Source organism: Faecalibacterium sp. I2-3-92 (assembly GCF_023347315.1).
Classification (GTDB): Bacteria; Bacillota; Clostridia; order Oscillospirales; family Ruminococcaceae; genus Faecalibacterium; species Faecalibacterium duncaniae.
In genome coordinates this window covers 2,417,659-2,434,469 of the sequence record NZ_CP094470.1, presented here as the reverse complement: position 1 = coordinate 2,434,469, position 16,811 = coordinate 2,417,659, and the positions used below count along the sequence as shown (strand labels likewise).

Sequence of the window (16,811 nt, the reverse complement as noted above, 5' to 3'; positions counted from 1 at the left end):
AAGGAGACAGCCATGAAACACAAACGTTTTGCTGCTGTGGTTCTGGCGGCGGCTCTCTGGCTGACCGGCTGCGGCGGCGCAGCGGCCCCCGCTGCCCCCGCAAACTCCGGTGCAGCTGCCAAAAGCACCGCAAGCACGGCAGTGCAGACAGCCCAGAAGGAGCGCATCACCGATCAGTTCGCGCTGGAAAAGAACGTTTCGGGCGTGTGGGGAGAGGAAGAGGTGCAGTACATTTCCGTCCATGTGCCGCAGCTGGAATGCGACAGCCCGGATGCCGTAAGCCTGAACAAGGATCTTGCCGCCATCTATGCGGCGGATTTCCGGGAATATGAGGCCTACGAGGAGGCCGGGCAGCCGGGCGGCGAGTACCCGCAGATCGGTGTGGGCTGGGATGCCTACTGGTACGGCGACTGCGTCAGCCTGGTGGTGCGCAGCCGCTACGGCGGCACCGCCCCGTGGCGTTACAGCGGCTGGTGCTTCGATTTTGCCACCGGCCAGCAGATCACCGTGGCCGAGATGCTGCAGCGCATGGGTCTGGACCCGGACACCGTGCAGGAGCAGGTGCAGCGGCAGGCCATGCAGGCCTTTGACCGGGAGATGGCGCAGGGCGCGTATTACGAGGGCCTGCGTCTCGGCGGAGAGCTTTCGCAAATGCGAATGGACACGCTGGAATACAATGAACTGGAAAACCTGTGCCTGCTTTTGCCACAGCAGGATCAGCTGGTGCTCCGTGGAAAGTACAGCTGTGAAGAAGGCTGGCAGCAGCTGGATATGGAGATCCCGCTGACCTCCGCCGCCCCCGCCGATCCCCCGGTGCTGACCGATACCTACGATGGTGTGCAGGTGCAGCTGGAGGGAACGCAGGCCGCCATCACCCTGAGCCCCGCGCCAAAGACCGACCAATGGGGCGACATTGGCATCCGGGTGGAACAGACGCGCACCTACCCCATCCTTGGCGCTTACAATGAATATGTGGACGTGTGCATCGGGGAGCAGGAGGACGGCTTCTTCCGCCCGGTGGTCTATCTGCTGACCAAAGACGGCGTGGTGGAGTATGTGGACGTGCTGCGCTGCCTCCTGTTCGGGGATGCCATGATCTGCCAGGACCCCATCTACTTTGCCAACAACGGTGTGGCGCTGGAACTCTGCGGCAGCGAGGTGAACCTGCGCCGGGCGGATGGCTCTGTGCTGGAGCTGGCTCCCCTGTCGGCAGAGTGGAGCGCGCAGGAGATCCCCTATTCCGTCATCGGCTCCTACAACTATACCGACGAAACCGGCTGGAGCTGGATGGACCTGACCAGTGACGGCAGCGTCCAGATGGGCATGCAGGACAACAGCCGCATGGATCAGGGCGATGCCGCATATCTGGGCGTTGTGCCCGAGGGCGTGGTGCTGGGCATCTCTACGGATGCGGGGCTCAACTTTGTGGCGGCGTTCAAGATGGACCTGTACAACGAGAACCTGACCATGACCATGATCGCCGGGCAAAACCCCTTTGCCGAGGGCGAGACCCAGCTGCAGATGAACCGCAGCTACGGTTGAGAAAACAAGGAGAACCACCATGAAACACAAACGCCTTGCCGCTGCGGTGCTGGCGGCGGCGGTGGTGCTGGCGGGGTGCGGCAGCGCAGCGGCTCCCGCTGCCCCCACAGGCTCCGGCACTGTCCCCCAGAGCACCGCAGACACGGCGGTGCAGACAGCACAAAAAGACCGCATCACCGAGCAGTTCACGCTGGAAAAGACCATCCAGCTGTACGAGTGGGGCAGCGCACAGAAGTTGAACATCCATGTGCCGCAGCTTGTGTGCTACAGCCCGGACGCCGCTTATATCAACTATGAGCTTGCCGCCATGTATGCGGCAGAATTCCGAGAGTACGAGGACAGCCCGGAGATCGAGCCCCAGCAGGACGAGGGGAGCCCGGATACTTATGATACTTATATCAACTGGGATGCCTACTGGTACGGCGACTGCGTCAGCCTTGTGATGTTCCGCTACGACGGCGGTACCGATCCGGGGTATTCCCGGGGCTGGTGCTTCGATTTTGCCACCGGAAAGCAGGTCTCCGTGGCTGAAATGCTTCAGCGCATGGGGCTGGACCCGGATGCCGTGCAGCAGCAGATGCTGCGCGAGGCCATGCAGACCTTTGACCGGAATATGGCGCAGGGCGGCTACTACGAGGGCCTGCGCAGCGGCGGCAATCTGGCAAGCATGCGGATGAACACGCTGGAAAACAACCAGCTGGATGACCTGTGCCTGCTGCTGCCGGAGCAGGACCGGCTGGTGCTCCGGGGCGGGTGCAGCTCCCCCGCCGGGTGGGGCTGGCGGCAGCTGGATGTGGAGATCCCGCTGACCCCCGCCGACACCCCGGTGCTGACCGATACTTACGGCAGCGCTTCGGTGCAGCTGGAAGGAACCCAGGGCACCGTCACCCTCCGCCGCACGCCGGAGACCGCCGCATGGGACGCGGATTACGGCATCCGGCTGGAACAGGACCGCACCTACCCCATCCTTGGCATCTATAATGAGTATGTGGATGTGTGCATCGGAGAACTGGGCGCGTCCTTCCACCCGGTGGTCTATCTGCTGACCAGGGACGGCGTGGTGGAGTATGTGGATGTGCTGCACTGCCTTATGTTCGGCAGCGCTCTGGTCTGCCAGGACCCCATCTACATTGCAAACAACGGCGTGGCGCTGGAACGCAGCGGCAAAGAGGTAATTCTGCATCAGGAGGATGGCTCTGTGCTGGAGCTGGCTCCCCTGACAGCAGAGTGGAACATGCAGGAGATCCCCTCGGAGGCCGTCGGTGCCTTCAACGACATGTCTGACAACCAGTTTGACTGGATGGACGTGGAAAGCAACGGTTCCGTCCAGATGGGCGTGCAGGACAACAACGTTTTCTATCAGGGCTACGCCGACTATCTGGGCGTGGTGCCGGAGGGCATGGTGCTGGGCGTCTCTACCAGCGAGACGGCAGACGGGATGCCGGGCATCACCTTTGTGGCGGCGGTGAAGTACGACCTGTACAACGAGACCCTGAACCTTACCATGATCGCCGGGCAAAACCCCTTTGCCGAGGGCGAGACCCAGCTGCAGCTGATCCGCTGCCCGGATCCCTGACCCCGGCGGGAGCCGCTGAGAACACAGGAGAACCACCATGAAACACAAAGCATTCCGCTGGATACCGGCAGTTTTGCTGGCAGCGCTGCTGGCGGGCTGCGGGGCAAAGACCGCAGCCTCTGCCCGCCCGGCTGGCAGCCGGGAGCTGAAATCGACCCCGCCGGATTCCATGCACGCCACCGTGATGATCACCGAGCAGTACACCCTTGAAAAGGTGGTGCAGGCGGAAAACGGCGGCAAGGTCCGGTTGAACATCCATCTGCCCCGGCTGGAAAGCGACAGCGCCGATGCTGCCCGCATCAACGCTGAGATCGCCCAGCTCTACGAATACGATGTGCAGGAGTACGCAGACTGCCCGGCGGCAGCCGACCCAGATTCGTGGGACATCTGCATTGAGATGAACTGGAACGCCAGCTGGTACGGCGACTGCGTCAGCCTTGTGGTCAGCAGCTGCTATGGCGGTACGGATGCACCCTTCCATTGGGGCTGGTGCTTTGACTTTGACAGCGGAAAACAGCTGACCGTCACCCAGATGCTGCAGCGCATGGGGGCAGACCCCGCTGCGCTGGAAGAGGCGCTTTACCGCGACGTGAAGCGCCGGGATGAGCTGGACCGTCAAGCCGCCATCGAGAGAGGAATGCTGCCCCCCGGCAGCCTGAAAGAGGGAAACACCGCATGGTGGACTTCGCTGGACGAGCTGCCGGTTTCGTTTGACGAAGCGGGGAACGTTACCTTTCTCATCCGCCGGTTCAGCGCCTCCGGGGAGGAGTACGTGACCGATGCCCCGACCATCCCGCTGGACGCACAGCCGCTGCCACCGGACTGGGAGTGGCAGGTGCTGGCCGAGTGGATGGCAGTCACGGCGGTGACGCAGGGTGAAAGCTGTGTCCCCGCCGACCGCAACGAAAGCTTTACCTTGCGGCTGGAAAAGGCCGAGATCACCGGCACGGTGACCGTCTCCTTCATCCGGGAAACATACGTCAGCCCGCAGATCCAGTCCGCTGCCGAGACCCGCACCGGAGAGCTGAATGCCGGCGCTGTGACCGGCTGGGACGGGGAAAAAAGTCAGGGCTGGAACCTGACATGCCTCAGCGAGGACGGCAGAAGCCGCTGGACCATCTCCATGATGGAGGACCGCTCGCTGCGGATGCAGTCCACCGGCCCCAAAAAGGGCAGTGAGGTCTGGTACGTTTTTCAGCGCACCGAGGCGTGGGACGACATCGGCTACACCGCCATCCCCCGCAGGCTGTGGGGCACTTACCGCGCCGGAGACGAGGCCGCAAAGGGCATCCGCTGGATGACCTTCCTGCCGGACGGCAGCTGCTGCATGAGCGTGGAATGGGACGGGTGGAACGGCACCCTGACCGGCACCGCCGAGGGAACACAGGGCCGCACCGAGGACGGTACCGAGCTGTACTTCACGCTGACCGACCAGAACGGCAGGCCCTGCGAGTTCTGGGCCATTTTGCTGAACGATGACGGCAGCCCCAGCGGTTGCAGCCTGAAATACCGCGCCGGAGAAGTGCTGTTTGACCGGGACACGCGTCCCATTTACTGGAAAAACGACTCCCCGGATCTAACCCTTGTACCGTGACCGAAACCGGAAACCGTGCGATAACAAAAAAGTTATCGTTTACACAAATAAAACATACAGGAGGAAATTACTATGGGTCTTATCAAAGCAGGTATGGGTGCACTGGGCGGAACTCTTGCAGACCAGTGGAAGGAATTTTTCTACTGCGACGCTCTGGATAAGGATGTGCTGATGGTCAAGGGCCAGAAGCGCACTTCCCGCCGCAGCTCCAACAATGGCGAGGACAACATCATCACCAGTGGCAGCGGCATCGCCGTGGCAGACGGCCAGTGTATGCTCATCGTGGAGCAGGGCCGCGTGGTGGAGGTGTGCGCGGAGCCGGGCGAGTTCACTTTCGATTCGTCCACCGAGCCCAGCGTCTTCACCGGAAACTTCGGCGACAGTCTGGCGCAGACATTCCAGACCGTGGCCAAGCGCTTTACCTACGGCGGCGACACGGGCAAGGACCAGCGGGTGTACTACATCAACACCAAGGAACTGGGCGAGATCCTGTACGGCACCGCCACCCCCATTCCCTTCCGGGTGGTGGTCAGCGAGGAGCGGGGCTACAAGCTCTCGGTGAACCTGCGGTGCAACGGCAGCTTCACCTGCCGCATCTGCGACCCGCTGCTGTTCTACACCAACGTGTGCAGCAACGTCTCCACCCAGTATGACGCATCGGAGATCGCACCCCGGCTGAAGAGCGAGCTGATGAACGCCCTGCAGCCTGCCCTTGCCACCCTTTCGGCCAACAAGGTGCAGTATTACGAGATCCCTGCCCACACGCTGGAGATCTCCGAGGCGCTCAACGAGCAACTGTCGAATGTCTGGCGCAAAAAGCGGGGCATTGAGGTGTTCTCCTTCAACATCAACTCCCTGTCCATCCCGGAGGAGCAGCAGAAGAAGATCACAGAGTGGGAAGAAAACGCCATGACCACCGACCCCACCACCGCTGCCGCCCGTCTGGTGGGCGGCCAGATCGATGCCATGAAGACCGCCGCCGGCAACACCGCCGGTGCCATGACCGGCTTTATGGGCATGGGCATGGCGGCCGGTGCAGGCGGCATGGGCGGCATGAGCGCCCAGAACCTGTTCGCCATGGGCCAGCAGGCCCATCCGGACAGCGTGGACGCGCCCCAGCAGGTCAGCCGTCCCGCACCCGCCCCGGCGGACAGCTGGCAGTGCAGCTGCGGCGCTACCGTTACCGGCAAATTCTGCCCGGAATGCGGCAGCAAAAAGCCGGAGCCGAAGCCCGCTGCGGACAGCTGGACCTGCAGCTGCGGTGCTACCGTTACGGGTAAGTTCTGCCCGGAGTGTGGCAAGCCCCGCCCGGCGGCAGCAGAAGGCTGGACTTGCAGCTGCGGCGCAGTGAACAAGGGCCGCTTCTGCTCCGAGTGCGGCAAACCAAAGCCCGCCGGTACGCCCAAGTATAAGTGCGACAAATGCGGCTGGGAGCCGGCAGACCCCGCTCACCCGCCCAAGTTCTGCCCGGAGTGCGGCGACCCCTTTGACGACAGCGACCGGACCTGACAATACAGAGCAATGAAAGGAGCATACCATGATGGGATTCTTTTCCAACCTGTTCGCAAAACAGAACTGTGCCGTCTGCGGCAAGGAGTGCGGCACCCTGCACCGCTCCAAGCTGCGGGACGGACAGTTCCTCTGCGACGACTGCGGCAACAAGTGCTCCAAATATATCCGGCTCAGTGAGCTGACGCTGGACGAAGCAAAGGAGCACATGGAGTACATGGCCCGGATGAAGCGGGTATTCGACGAGGTGTTCGACAAGACCGAGTTCCGGGTCAACGCATACCCCTCCACCCCGACGCAAATGGGGCTGGTGTTCTGCGATGAGCTTGGAATGCTGTACATCGACGACCGTACCGGCGGCCGGGGCAAGATGCCGGAGCTGATCCGCTACGACCAGATTGCCAGCTATGAGGAGTATCTGGACGAAACCCCCGCCAAGGAGCCGGGCAAGGAACCCACCCTCAACGGCGGCGGCCTGAAGCTGAAGCTGGTGCAGCCCCGCAGCATCACCGAGGCCCAGACCCAGCGGGGCATGCATCCCCACCCCTACATCAAGCAGGAGCTGGTGATCTGCTTCAGCAAGCGGGACCGGCGGGAGATCGGCTATGCCCACATCGCACGGCAGCATCTGGACCACATCTTCGGGGTCCACGATAATGAGACCAGCATGTTCGGCCGCCGGATGTCCAAGGCCGAGGAACGGGAGCTGAAGGGCCAGATGGGCATGATCGGTGCCATGGGTGCCGTGGCATCTGCCGCCATGAAGGGCGGGCAGCTCTCTGAGCAGGAAAAGGCCCGGTTCGTGGAGAACATCAATCTGGCCAACGATGCCCAGACCGGCGGCATGGCGCTTTACAGCCGCCGGGCCGACGAAGCCTTTGCAAAGGTGCAGTGAACAAACGAGGAGGAACAAATATGAGAAAGATCCAGCGCAGAGATTTCCTCAAGGCCATGGGCCTTGCCACCGCCGCCCTTGGGCTGACTGCCTGCGGCGGCTCCGGTGCTGCCAGCGCATCCAGCGTTTCCAGTGCACCGGCTTCCAGCAGCAGTGCCCCGTCCGCTTCGGCACCGCCGGAATCAGCAGAGGACAAAGCCACCCCTGCAGGGACCCCTGTGACCCAGTTCCAGACCGGGGAGCTGACCATCGGCGAATACACCTTCAAGGCGCAGTACATCCCCTTTGACGTCCGCCGCGAGGTAGGCGGTGCCTATCATGTGATCCACGCGGATACCTACCGGGGCAATTACTTCTTCAGTTTCTACAACGAGGACGATGAAGAGCAGTCTGCTAAAATCTTCGAGTATGCCATCAAGGACGACCGGATGACCCCGGTGGCAGAGTACAACATTGACGGAAGCAACGCCCTCAGCATCGACCGCAATGGCATCCTGTACGCCATGGATCCCTTTGATGTCTACTGCTACGATCTGAACGGCAGTGACCCGGAGGAGCCCAGCGACGCGCTGGACTACATGGGCAGCTGCTATTCCTCCAAGGACCGGGACCTGACCGTGATCTACTGGACCGACTCCGCACCGGTGCTGGTGCAGGACGGCGAGTACACCGAGCTGACGCTGGAGGGCGATAACGAGATCGGCCCCTTCTGCAGCATGCCCTCCCTGAACCTCAGCGGGGACGAGCTGCTGACGGTGGGCGAGCTGGATTCCAGCGGCGATTACTACCTTGCCGCCTTTGATCTGGACGGCAATGAGCTGGCCCGCAGCACGCAGCCGGTGGGCAATTTTGACGCCGTGATGATGAAGCGCCCCAACGGCTATCTGCTGGACACGGGCTATGTATGGGAGCTGTACGGGCCGGACGGTACCTTCTTGGAAAAGTCCCTTCCCGTGGGTGAGCGCGAGACCCTGTGCCAGCTGTGCGGCGACTTCTGCACCTTTGATGTTTTCCTGCCGCTGGAAGAAAACGCTTTCCTGGCAGTGGGCCACCACGGCAAAGCCACCGAGCCGGACGAACCGGTGGTGTTCCGCATCACTACGGATTTCTGAGCCGATCGCTTCGGCGGGAAGACCAACGCAAAAACAGCGGGGCCGGGGAAGAGCCCCCGGCCCCCTTTGGAACAACAGGAGGAAACGCTATGGCAGGAATGCTGGAATACAAGTGCCCCTGCTGCGATGGTGCCATCAAATTTGACAGTGCCACCCAGAAGATGAAATGCCCCTACTGCGACACCGAGTTCGACGTGGATACCCTCAAGGGCTATGATGAGGAACTGAAGGACGAAAAGCCCAGCGAGATGGAGTGGGCCACCCCTGGCGGCAGCTGGGCAGAAGGAGAGACTGCCGGTCTGCATACTTACAGCTGCAAGAGCTGCGGCGGCGAGATCGTGGGCGACGACACCATGGCGGCTTCGGCCTGCCCCTTCTGTGGCAATCCCATCGTCCTCACCGGACAGTTTGCCGGGGCGCTGCGGCCCGACCTCATCATCCCCTTCAAGCTGGACAAAAAGGCCGCCAAGGCAAAGCTGCAGGAACATCTCAAGGGCAAGGCCCTGCTGCCCCGGGTGTTCCGCAGCCAGAACCACATCGACGAGATCAAGGGCGTGTATGTACCTTTCTGGCTCTTCGACAGCGACGCCGACGCTCAGCTGCGGTTCACCGCCACCCGGACCCGCTGCTGGTCGGACAGCAAGTACGACTATACCGAGACCAACTACTACTCCGTCCGGCGGGACGGCACCCTGGGCTTTGACGCGGTGCCCGTGGACGGCTCCTCCAAGATCGAGGATGACCTGATGGAATCCATCGAGCCCTTTGCCATGCAGGATGCCATTCCCTTCCAGACCGCCTATCTGGCGGGCTATGTGGCGGACAAATATGATGTGACCGCCGAGGACAGCATCGAGCGGGCCAACAAGCGCATCCGCCGCTCCACCGAGGAAACGTTCCAGCAGACCGTTACCGGCTACGATTCGGTCAAGGTGGAAAGCAGCAGCATCCAGCTCCACGGCGGCAAGGCAAAGTACGCCCTGTTCCCGGTCTGGCTGCTGAGCACCAGCTGGCGGGGTGAAAACTATCTGTTTGCCATGAATGGACAGACCGGCAGATTCGTGGGCGACCTGCCCGTGGACAAGGGCGCTGCCCGCAAGTGGATGCTGGGCCTTACGGCTGCCCTTTCCGCCGCATCCTACGGCGTGATGTGGCTGCTGTGGCTGGCACGGATCCTGTAAAGGAGGGACGAACGATGAAAAAGACTTCCAAACGCCTGCGCTCCCTCTTTGCGGCGCTGGCAGCACTGGTGCTTGCGGTGATCCTGACCGTTCCGGCGTTTGCGGTGGAGGGCGGCTTTGCCGACCTGTACTACCGCATGTTCGACGACGCTGAGGTGCTGACCGAGGACGAGGACAACGAGCTGGAGGATGCACTGGAAGAGCTGAGCCTCCGCCAGAGCTTCGATGTGACCATTGCCACCGTCGAGTCGCTGGAAAGCGTGGGTTACGACAGCATGGAGGCCTATGCCGATGACCTCTATGATTACTGCCAGTTCGGCTACGGCCCCGATATGGACGGCGTGCTGCTGCTGGTGAGCGTGGGCGACCGCAAATGGCACATCTCCACCTGCGGCTACGGCATCACCGCCTTTACGGATGCCGGCATCCAGTACCTTGGCGAACAGATGAAGCCCTTTATGGCGGAGGGGGACTACGCCGCCGCCTTCCGCACCTTTGTTCAGTGGTCGGATACCTACATCGACGCTGCCCGGGCGGGCCGCCCCTATGATGTAAAGACCCTGCCCCGGGACCCGCTTTCCCCCATGTACCTGGTCCTTGCGGTGGGCATCGGCCTTGTGCTGGCGTGGGTCATCGTCAGCGTGATGAAAAGCCAGCTGCGCAGCGTGGCGTTCCAGGAGAACGCCGCCAGCTATGTGCGGGAGGGCAGCATGAACCTGACCAACAGCCGGGAGCTGTTCCTGTACCGTGACGTGCACCGCACCGAGCGGCCGAAGGAGTCCAGCTCCAGCGATTCCGGCGGCAGCTCCACCCACACCTCTTCCAGCGGCACCACCCACGGCGGTGGAGGCGGCTCGTTCTGAAAGGAGTATGTTTATGAACCCTTATCTCACGGAAAAAGCCCGCGGCGAGATCCCCCGTTTCCTCAAATGGCTGCGGAACGCTGGGCTTGCCTTCTGCGTGTTCTGCTCCTTTGGCGGGTTGTATACCCTCGGCCTGAGCCTGCAGGCAAAGGACACCTCCCACGTTGGGGGCTATGTATTCTGGATCGTGGTGGGTGCTGTGCCCCTGGCACTGTTTGCCCGCGGGGAGGCCCGCCGCTACCACGCAAGGACCATCGCCCGGCAGGTGGAGAGCTACTCCGGGGCAGAGGTGCCCCTGCGGTGGCTGTGCAACAGCGTTGGCATGGACCCCAAAGACCTTGCGTGGTACTTTGAAAACGGTTATTTTGTAAACCTCAGTCTGGACCTGAGCCAGAAGATGGTCCACAAACGGACCGTGCCCCGCCATGACCTGAGCCGGGGCTGAACCCTTACAGCTGAAACAGAAAGGAGTATTCTCATGGGACTTTTTGATAAGATGAAACAGGCCGCTGCCACCGCCGGTGGAAACCAGACCGTCACCTTTACCTTTCAGGCTCTGCCGGAAAGCCTTGCCCAGATGCAGGAGCTGCCGGAGGCCAGCCTGGACACCCCCTTCAAGGCCGCAGCACTCACCGTCTGCGCGCTGTGCGCCTACGGTGCCGACAAGGCCATCGGGCAGGAGATGCTCAACTGGCTGCGCGGCCCCCGCCCGCTGAACGGGCAGGACATCTCCTTTTTGAACGACCGCTTCCGGGACGGCAAGAGCTACATCCCCTTCTCCTACTTTGTGGGTGCGTCGCCGGAAAACGGCTATACTCCCCGCCAGCCCTTCACCCTGCTGGTGGGCAGCAACCACACCTCCTATGTGGAGGAGGGCTACTGCAAGCTGTTCATCCCCTGCGGTGGTGCCGATGATCCCCGCCCCATCAAGCTGCGCCGCAAGGGCAACGGGCAGTGGTTTTTGTGGGAGCAGTACCTGATGACCGGTATCCGCATCCCCACGTCTGCCGACCCGTGGGCGTAAGATGAAGGGCCTGACCATGAAGCTGTTTGCCGCCCTGCTGGCGCTGACCCTGAGCCTTGCGGGCTGCGGACCGGTGGACGGCGACCCCATCCGCTCCGGCGCGGCAGCTTCGGACAGCGCTTCCCGGCCGGACGCTGTGACCGTGGCGCAGCTGCGGCAGCAGGCCGAACAGAACGGCAGCCTTGCCGTGGTGCTCTATCTGGGCAGCGTCCCGGAGCGCACCGCCGATGTGGACGCTGCGCTGGACAGCCTGCAGGAACAGCCGTGGCAGTTTGTTGCGGACATCCCGGCAGACCACCGGGCCGCAGCGCCGGGCGGCGGGCGGGAGCTGTACTGCCTCTTCGCCGTCAGCAGCCGGGACACCCTGTTCCTCTACGAAAAGCAGGACCCCCAGTACCCGCACCAGACAGGCAGAGAGCTGTATTGCGGGCGGGATGGTCAACCCGTGCTGCTGCTGTGCAACGGCACCCCGGACACCCCCGACATCATGGCGGTGGTCTACTGCACCACCGGCCGCGCGCTGGACTGGTCGCCCCAGCTTTCCGCCTCCACCGGCAGCCCTGTGCCAGTGGAGGGCGTAGACGATTTTTCCAACCACCCAACGCCCGGCGCTGCCTCCTGAGGCGCGCCCCGGCAGGGCATGAGAAAGGAGAACCCATGAAAAACCTGAAACTTCTGGCCGCCCTGCTGGCGCTGGCCATCGGTCTGGCGGGCTGCGGCAACGGCAGCAGCACCCCCAGCTCCAAGCCCGAAAACAGGCTGGACGGAGACAACATGATCGCCCCCAACACCCAAAAGCAGGAATATGAGGAGCCGGAGGACGTGACCTATATGCGCCTTCTGGCAGGGGAGGACGAATACCGCGCCTGCGTGCTGTATCTGGGCGGCTCCTACGAGATCACCACCGATGTGCAGCAGGTGCTGGACAGCCAGACCGACCTGCGCCAGCTGTGGGGCTTTGTCTACGATATCCCGCAGGATCACTGGGTCGTGGCACCGGATGGCGGGTGCGACCTGTACTGCATCTTCCCGCAGGAGGCGCAGGCCACCCTGTTCGTCTACGAGGCGACCCTGACAGACGATGCCGAAAACCCGCTCCAGCGCGGGAAACAGCTCTATTACAGTGAGGACGGCCAGCCCATCCTGCTGCTGTGCAACATCAGCGATATCGTCCCCAACACCGAGGTGGAACTGTACCCCAGCACCGGCGAAGAGCTGGTATTCAGCCCCTTCCTTTCCGGCGAGAACGGCCATGTGGCGGAAGCCGAGGGCGTGTGCGATTTTACCATCTACCCGGAAGGGGACGACTGGATCTCCGTTGCCGATCCGTGGTCGCTGGAGGGCAACTGGCTGGAGTTCGCCCGCGACACCGACGAGGGCTATTTTGAGACCGACCCGGCAGATGCTGATGCCATGTGCTTCCTGCCCACGGATACCGAGACCGAGGGCGACCAGCTGCCCCTGACCGCCAGCTACATCACCCCCTACCCGGAGCTGAACGTGGAGGAGGCAGAGCTGTTCTACCACGATGGCACCCCGGAGGTGCCCTTCCAGTCCAATCAGGAGTGGTACGCCACCTTTACCGGGGAGGACGGCTCCCGCTACGCTGTCACGCTGGAGGACGAGGACACCCTTGCCCTCAAGTTCTATCTGGAGAACGAGGAGAGCTACATGAGCCTTGTCAGCACCGTCTATTTTGCGCGGCAGGAGGCCATGGGCTGACCGCCGCCGACCCACACCGGGAGGAATGCACCATGAAACACACCAAAAAGATCACCATCCTCCACTCCAATGATCTGCACGGAGATTTTCTGGCAGAGCAGGTGGACGAAAAACTGGTGGGCGGCGTTTCCATGCTGTCCGGCTACATCGAAAAGGTGAGGGCAGAGGAGCCCAACACCATCTACGCCATTGCAGGTGATATGTTCCGGGGCTCGGTCATCGATTCAGAGTACAAGGGCCTTTCCACCATCGAGATCATGAACGCCCTTGCCCCGGACATCGTCACCATCGGCAACCACGAGGTGGATTATGGCATCGCCCACCTGCTGTTCATCGAAAAATGTGCCCGGTTCCCCATCATCAACGCCAACCTCTACATCAAAAACACCCCCACCCGGCTGTTCACCCCCTACAAGATCCTGCGGGTGGACGGCATGAACATCCTCTTCATCGGCATCATCACCCAGGATGTCATCAACCAGACCAAATCCGAATCGCTGGTGGGCTCCTTTGTGGATACCGCCGCCGCTGCCGCCGAGGTGGGCAAGATCTGCAACGCCCACAACAGCATCGACATTGATTTCACCGTGCTGCTGACCCACATCGGCTTTGAGGAGGACAAGCACCTGGCCCGCCAGCTGGACCCGGCCTGGGGGGTGGACCTGATCATCGGCGGCCACAGCCACACCTACCTGGAACACGAGGTGGAGGAAAACGGCGTGATCATTGCACAGGCGGGCACCGGCACCGACCAGATCGGCCGCTTTGATATCATTGTGGACACCGACAACAACTGCATCGATTCCTACACATGGCGCACCGTGCCCATCTGCGCCGAGACCTGCCCCCGCAACCCTGCCATGGAGCAGGTGCTGCAGCGCTTCACCAGCCAGGTGGACGAAAAATACAGCCACATCGTGGGGCGCTTCCGCCGGGAGCTCACCCACCCCCAGCGCACCCGGGAGACCGAGCTGGGCAACCTGTTTGCGGATATCTTCACCCGCAGCCTTGGCATTGATGTCATGCTCATCGGCTCCGGCAGCATCCGGGCCGAAAAGCTGGGGCCCATTGTCACCTACGGCGACCTCATCGAGGGTTTCCCCTACGACGACGGCGTGTTCATGTTCAAGGTGACAGGCCAGCAGCTGCGCCAGATGCTCCACTACATGCTGCGGGAGGAGGCCTACACCGGCCACACCGAGTTCTACCAGCTGCCCTCCACCCTGCGGCTGCGCTACGACCGCGCCAAGGGCGACTTTGATTACTTTACCTACTGCGGCAAGGAGGTGGGCAAGGAGATCGGCGACGATGCCCTGTTCACCGTGGGCCTGCAGAACTATCACTTCAAAAACATCGAGAGCTTTTTCAACATCTCCTATGATACCATCTGCAAGCTCCAGAAGCCCCGCAGCGTGGCCACCTCCTGCCAGGATATCCTGATGGAATATTTCCGGGAGCACGAGATGCTGGATGCGGCGGTGGACGGCAGAATGACCATTCTGCCCCCTGCCGGGCAATGACCGCTTTTTGAAAAAAGGGTACCCTTTTTTCGGCAGAAGCTGACGCTTCTCCCGAATGGGGCCCTGAAAAAATATTTTTACAACAGAAAGGAGCACCCCATGAAACAACGATTCACAAAACGAACGCGCCTTGTCAGTGCCCTTTTGACACTGGCCATGGTGTTCACCTTCCTGCCCTTCAGCGCCTTTGCGGCGGATGGTATAGAACTCAAAGATACCAATAACTTTCCGGATAAAAGGTTTGTAGATAATATCCGACAGTACGATACGAAAACAGACGGATACCTCAGCGAAGATGAGCTGAATAAAGTCACGGAAATGAATCTCGGTCCGAATACTATTTATGGTCTGAGCAGGAATATTGAGAACCTGAAGGGCATTGAGTACTTTAAGAAGTTGAAAATACTGGATTGTTCATATAATAAAATTACAGAGCTGGATACGAGCAGCAATTCGGACTTGGAACATCTGACATGCAACCGTAACCAGTTGACCCAGTTGATCGTGAGCGGTAATAATGCATTGACATCTTTGTCATGTGGCAACAACCAACTGACCGCTTTGGACGTGAGCAGTAATCTGAATCTGATCTTACTGAGTTGTCGTAACAACCAGCTGAGATCTTTGAATCTGAGCCATAACGATAAATTGATGAGCCTGGACTGTGATAACAACCAGCTGACTTTTTTGGATTTAAGCAATAACGTCAAGCTAAGCGACAATGCCAAGTTATATAAAGATATGTTCAAGTGCTCTGGAAACAAGTACCCCATTACCATTGATGCGACCAAACGCACGTTTAACTTGAATGACCTTCCTACTGGGTTTAACGTAAATAAGACCAGTGGATGGGTTGGCGGCTCTGTTAATGGCAATACTCTTACTGTGAACAAAGACGCAAACGAAGTGACCTACACCTATGATTGTGGCAATGGACTTTTTGCAGATTTTACGCTTGTCGTGAACGGCGGCGGCTCTACTGGTGGCGGTTCCACCGGCGGCGGCTCCACTGGTGGTGGTTCCACTGGCGGCTCTACCGGCGGCACCACGATTCCCCCGGAGGCGGGCAAGTACCAGCTGACAGTGACCGACGGTGTTGCCACGGTGAACGGCATCACGGGTACTGAGCTGAACGTGAAGCCCGGCGATACGGTGACCCTGACGGCAGACACCACCAAGTTCCCGGAGAACGAGGAGTTTGGCTGGTGGGAGATCACCCCCTATGGGTCTGTTTCCAACACCCTGACGGGCCAGTACCAGCGGACCGCAGCCTTTACGATGCCCAATGAAAATGTTTCTGCCCGCGCCATGTCCAAGAGCGCCGGTGTCTCCACCGGTGGTGACGACGGCGGTGGTGGCGGCGGCGCGGCCATCCTGCTGGTGGGCGGCGCAGCCGTGGCCGGTCTGGTGGGTTACGGCGTGTACAGCTATGTTTCCGAGCAGCAGCTGAAAGCCCTGCTGCCGGAGGGCGTGGCCATGCCGGAGAACCGTGCCCAGACCGCCCTGCTGCTGTGGAACACCGCAGGCCGTCCTGAGCCTGCCGAAGCCCCGGCCTTCAAGGACGTTGCAGACCCGGACACCGCCAAGGCGGCGCAGTGGTGCGTGGAGCACGGCCTGATGGATCAGAAGCTGGGCGGCCGCTTTGCCCCCGACAACTCCGACCCGGCCTACAAGACCCTGAATGCCTATCAGCAGCTGGTGGGGTAACAAAACAAACCCTCTCAGTCATTGCTTCGCAATGCCAGCTCCCCCGAAGGGGGAGCTCATAGCGGCCTTTTGATAAGGTTTTGCGAAAACCAAAACCTGGGCGCAGTGTGACCTCTCCCTTTGGGGGAGGGGGCGCGGCCTAAAAAATAAGCATCCGCAGCGCACTGCGCCTGAGCTGAAACAGCCCGGCCATGCGCTGCGGATGCTTTTGTTGTGCGGCGGAGCACGCCGCCTAAAACAAAAGATCCGAACCCTTCTCTTTCGAGAAACGGTTCGGATCTTTTTTGTCTGGTGCGGATAAGAGGACTTGAACCTCCACCGAGTTGCCCCGATTAGAACCTGAATCTAACGCGTCTGCCAATTCCGCCATATCCGCATATTCTGTTTTGTTCGTGGGCCGTTCGGCTCGGAACGTTAGTTATTATACCATGGAATCCGGAATTGTCAAGCGCAATTTTGAAAAAAGTTGTACTTTTCGGCAGAAAGCGTAAAAACAACGGAAATACGTTGTAAAATGGGTGAAAAAAGCAAAAAATCAGACCGGAAACCTTTCGGCTTCCGGTCTG

General features: G+C 60.9%; 14 protein-coding genes and 1 tRNA gene. 14 read left to right on the top strand and 1 reads right to left on the bottom strand.

The window, feature by feature from the left end:
* Positions 1-12 precede the first annotated feature (12 nt).
* The 14 genes from MTP42_RS11845 to MTP42_RS11780 all read left to right on the top strand — a co-directional run bounded on the left by MTP42_RS11845 (position 13) and on the right by MTP42_RS11780 (position 16,245).
* Positions 13-1,542 carry a hypothetical protein gene (locus tag MTP42_RS11845; RefSeq protein WP_035394861.1) on the top strand — a complete coding sequence of 510 codons (1,530 nt, stop codon included), beginning with the start codon at positions 13-15 and terminating at the stop codon, positions 1,540-1,542.
* Positions 1,543-1,561: 19 nt separating this feature from the next.
* Positions 1,562-3,118 (top strand): hypothetical protein, encoded by a 1,557-nt coding sequence (locus MTP42_RS11840; protein ID WP_005935416.1) that lies wholly within the window; start codon positions 1,562-1,564, stop codon positions 3,116-3,118.
* 37 nt (positions 3,119-3,155) lie between these two features.
* Positions 3,156-4,712: a hypothetical protein gene (locus MTP42_RS11835; RefSeq protein ID WP_097773358.1), complete on the top strand. Its 1,557-nt coding sequence runs from the start codon at positions 3,156-3,158 to the stop codon at positions 4,710-4,712.
* 72 nt (positions 4,713-4,784) lie between these two features.
* Positions 4,785-6,221 (top strand): SPFH domain-containing protein, encoded by a 1,437-nt coding sequence (locus MTP42_RS11830; protein WP_097773359.1) that lies wholly within the window; start codon positions 4,785-4,787, stop codon positions 6,219-6,221.
* A gap of 28 nt (positions 6,222-6,249) precedes the next feature.
* Complete coding sequence (locus MTP42_RS11825; RefSeq protein WP_249257401.1) at positions 6,250-7,116, top strand: DUF4428 domain-containing protein; 867 nt, start codon at positions 6,250-6,252, stop codon at positions 7,114-7,116.
* A gap of 20 nt (positions 7,117-7,136) precedes the next feature.
* Positions 7,137-8,228, top strand: a complete 1,092-nt coding sequence (locus MTP42_RS11820; protein ID WP_249257400.1) for a twin-arginine translocation signal domain-containing protein — start codon at positions 7,137-7,139, stop codon at positions 8,226-8,228.
* Positions 8,229-8,317: 89 nt separating this feature from the next.
* Positions 8,318-9,409: a hypothetical protein gene (locus MTP42_RS11815; protein WP_249257399.1), complete on the top strand. Its 1,092-nt coding sequence runs from the start codon at positions 8,318-8,320 to the stop codon at positions 9,407-9,409.
* Positions 9,410-9,423: 14 nt separating this feature from the next.
* A complete protein-coding gene (locus MTP42_RS11810) occupies positions 9,424-10,272 on the top strand; it encodes a TPM domain-containing protein (RefSeq protein WP_249257398.1) in 849 nt (282 codons plus the stop codon).
* A 13-nt stretch (positions 10,273-10,285) separates the two neighbouring features.
* Positions 10,286-10,717: a hypothetical protein gene (locus MTP42_RS11805; protein WP_249257397.1), complete on the top strand. Its 432-nt coding sequence runs from the start codon at positions 10,286-10,288 to the stop codon at positions 10,715-10,717.
* Between the two features lie 33 nt (positions 10,718-10,750).
* Complete coding sequence (locus tag MTP42_RS11800; protein ID WP_249257396.1) at positions 10,751-11,296, top strand: DUF6935 domain-containing protein; 546 nt, start codon at positions 10,751-10,753, stop codon at positions 11,294-11,296.
* Between the two features lies 1 nt (position 11,297).
* On the top strand, positions 11,298-11,918 hold the full coding sequence (locus MTP42_RS11795; RefSeq protein ID WP_249257395.1) for a gamma-glutamyltranspeptidase: 621 nt from the start codon (positions 11,298-11,300) through the stop codon (positions 11,916-11,918).
* Positions 11,919-11,953: 35 nt separating this feature from the next.
* Positions 11,954-13,018: a hypothetical protein gene (locus MTP42_RS11790; RefSeq protein ID WP_249257394.1), complete on the top strand. Its 1,065-nt coding sequence runs from the start codon at positions 11,954-11,956 to the stop codon at positions 13,016-13,018.
* Between the two features lie 32 nt (positions 13,019-13,050).
* On the top strand, positions 13,051-14,538 hold the full coding sequence (locus MTP42_RS11785) for a bifunctional metallophosphatase/5'-nucleotidase (RefSeq protein ID WP_249257393.1): 1,488 nt from the start codon (positions 13,051-13,053) through the stop codon (positions 14,536-14,538).
* A gap of 885 nt (positions 14,539-15,423) precedes the next feature.
* On the top strand, positions 15,424-16,245 hold the full coding sequence (locus MTP42_RS11780) for a hypothetical protein (protein ID WP_249257392.1): 822 nt from the start codon (positions 15,424-15,426) through the stop codon (positions 16,243-16,245).
* A gap of 289 nt (positions 16,246-16,534) precedes the next feature.
* Here MTP42_RS11780 and MTP42_RS11775 read toward each other — a convergent pair.
* A tRNA-Leu gene (locus MTP42_RS11775) sits at positions 16,535-16,621 on the bottom strand.
* Positions 16,622-16,811: the final 190 nt, after the last annotated feature.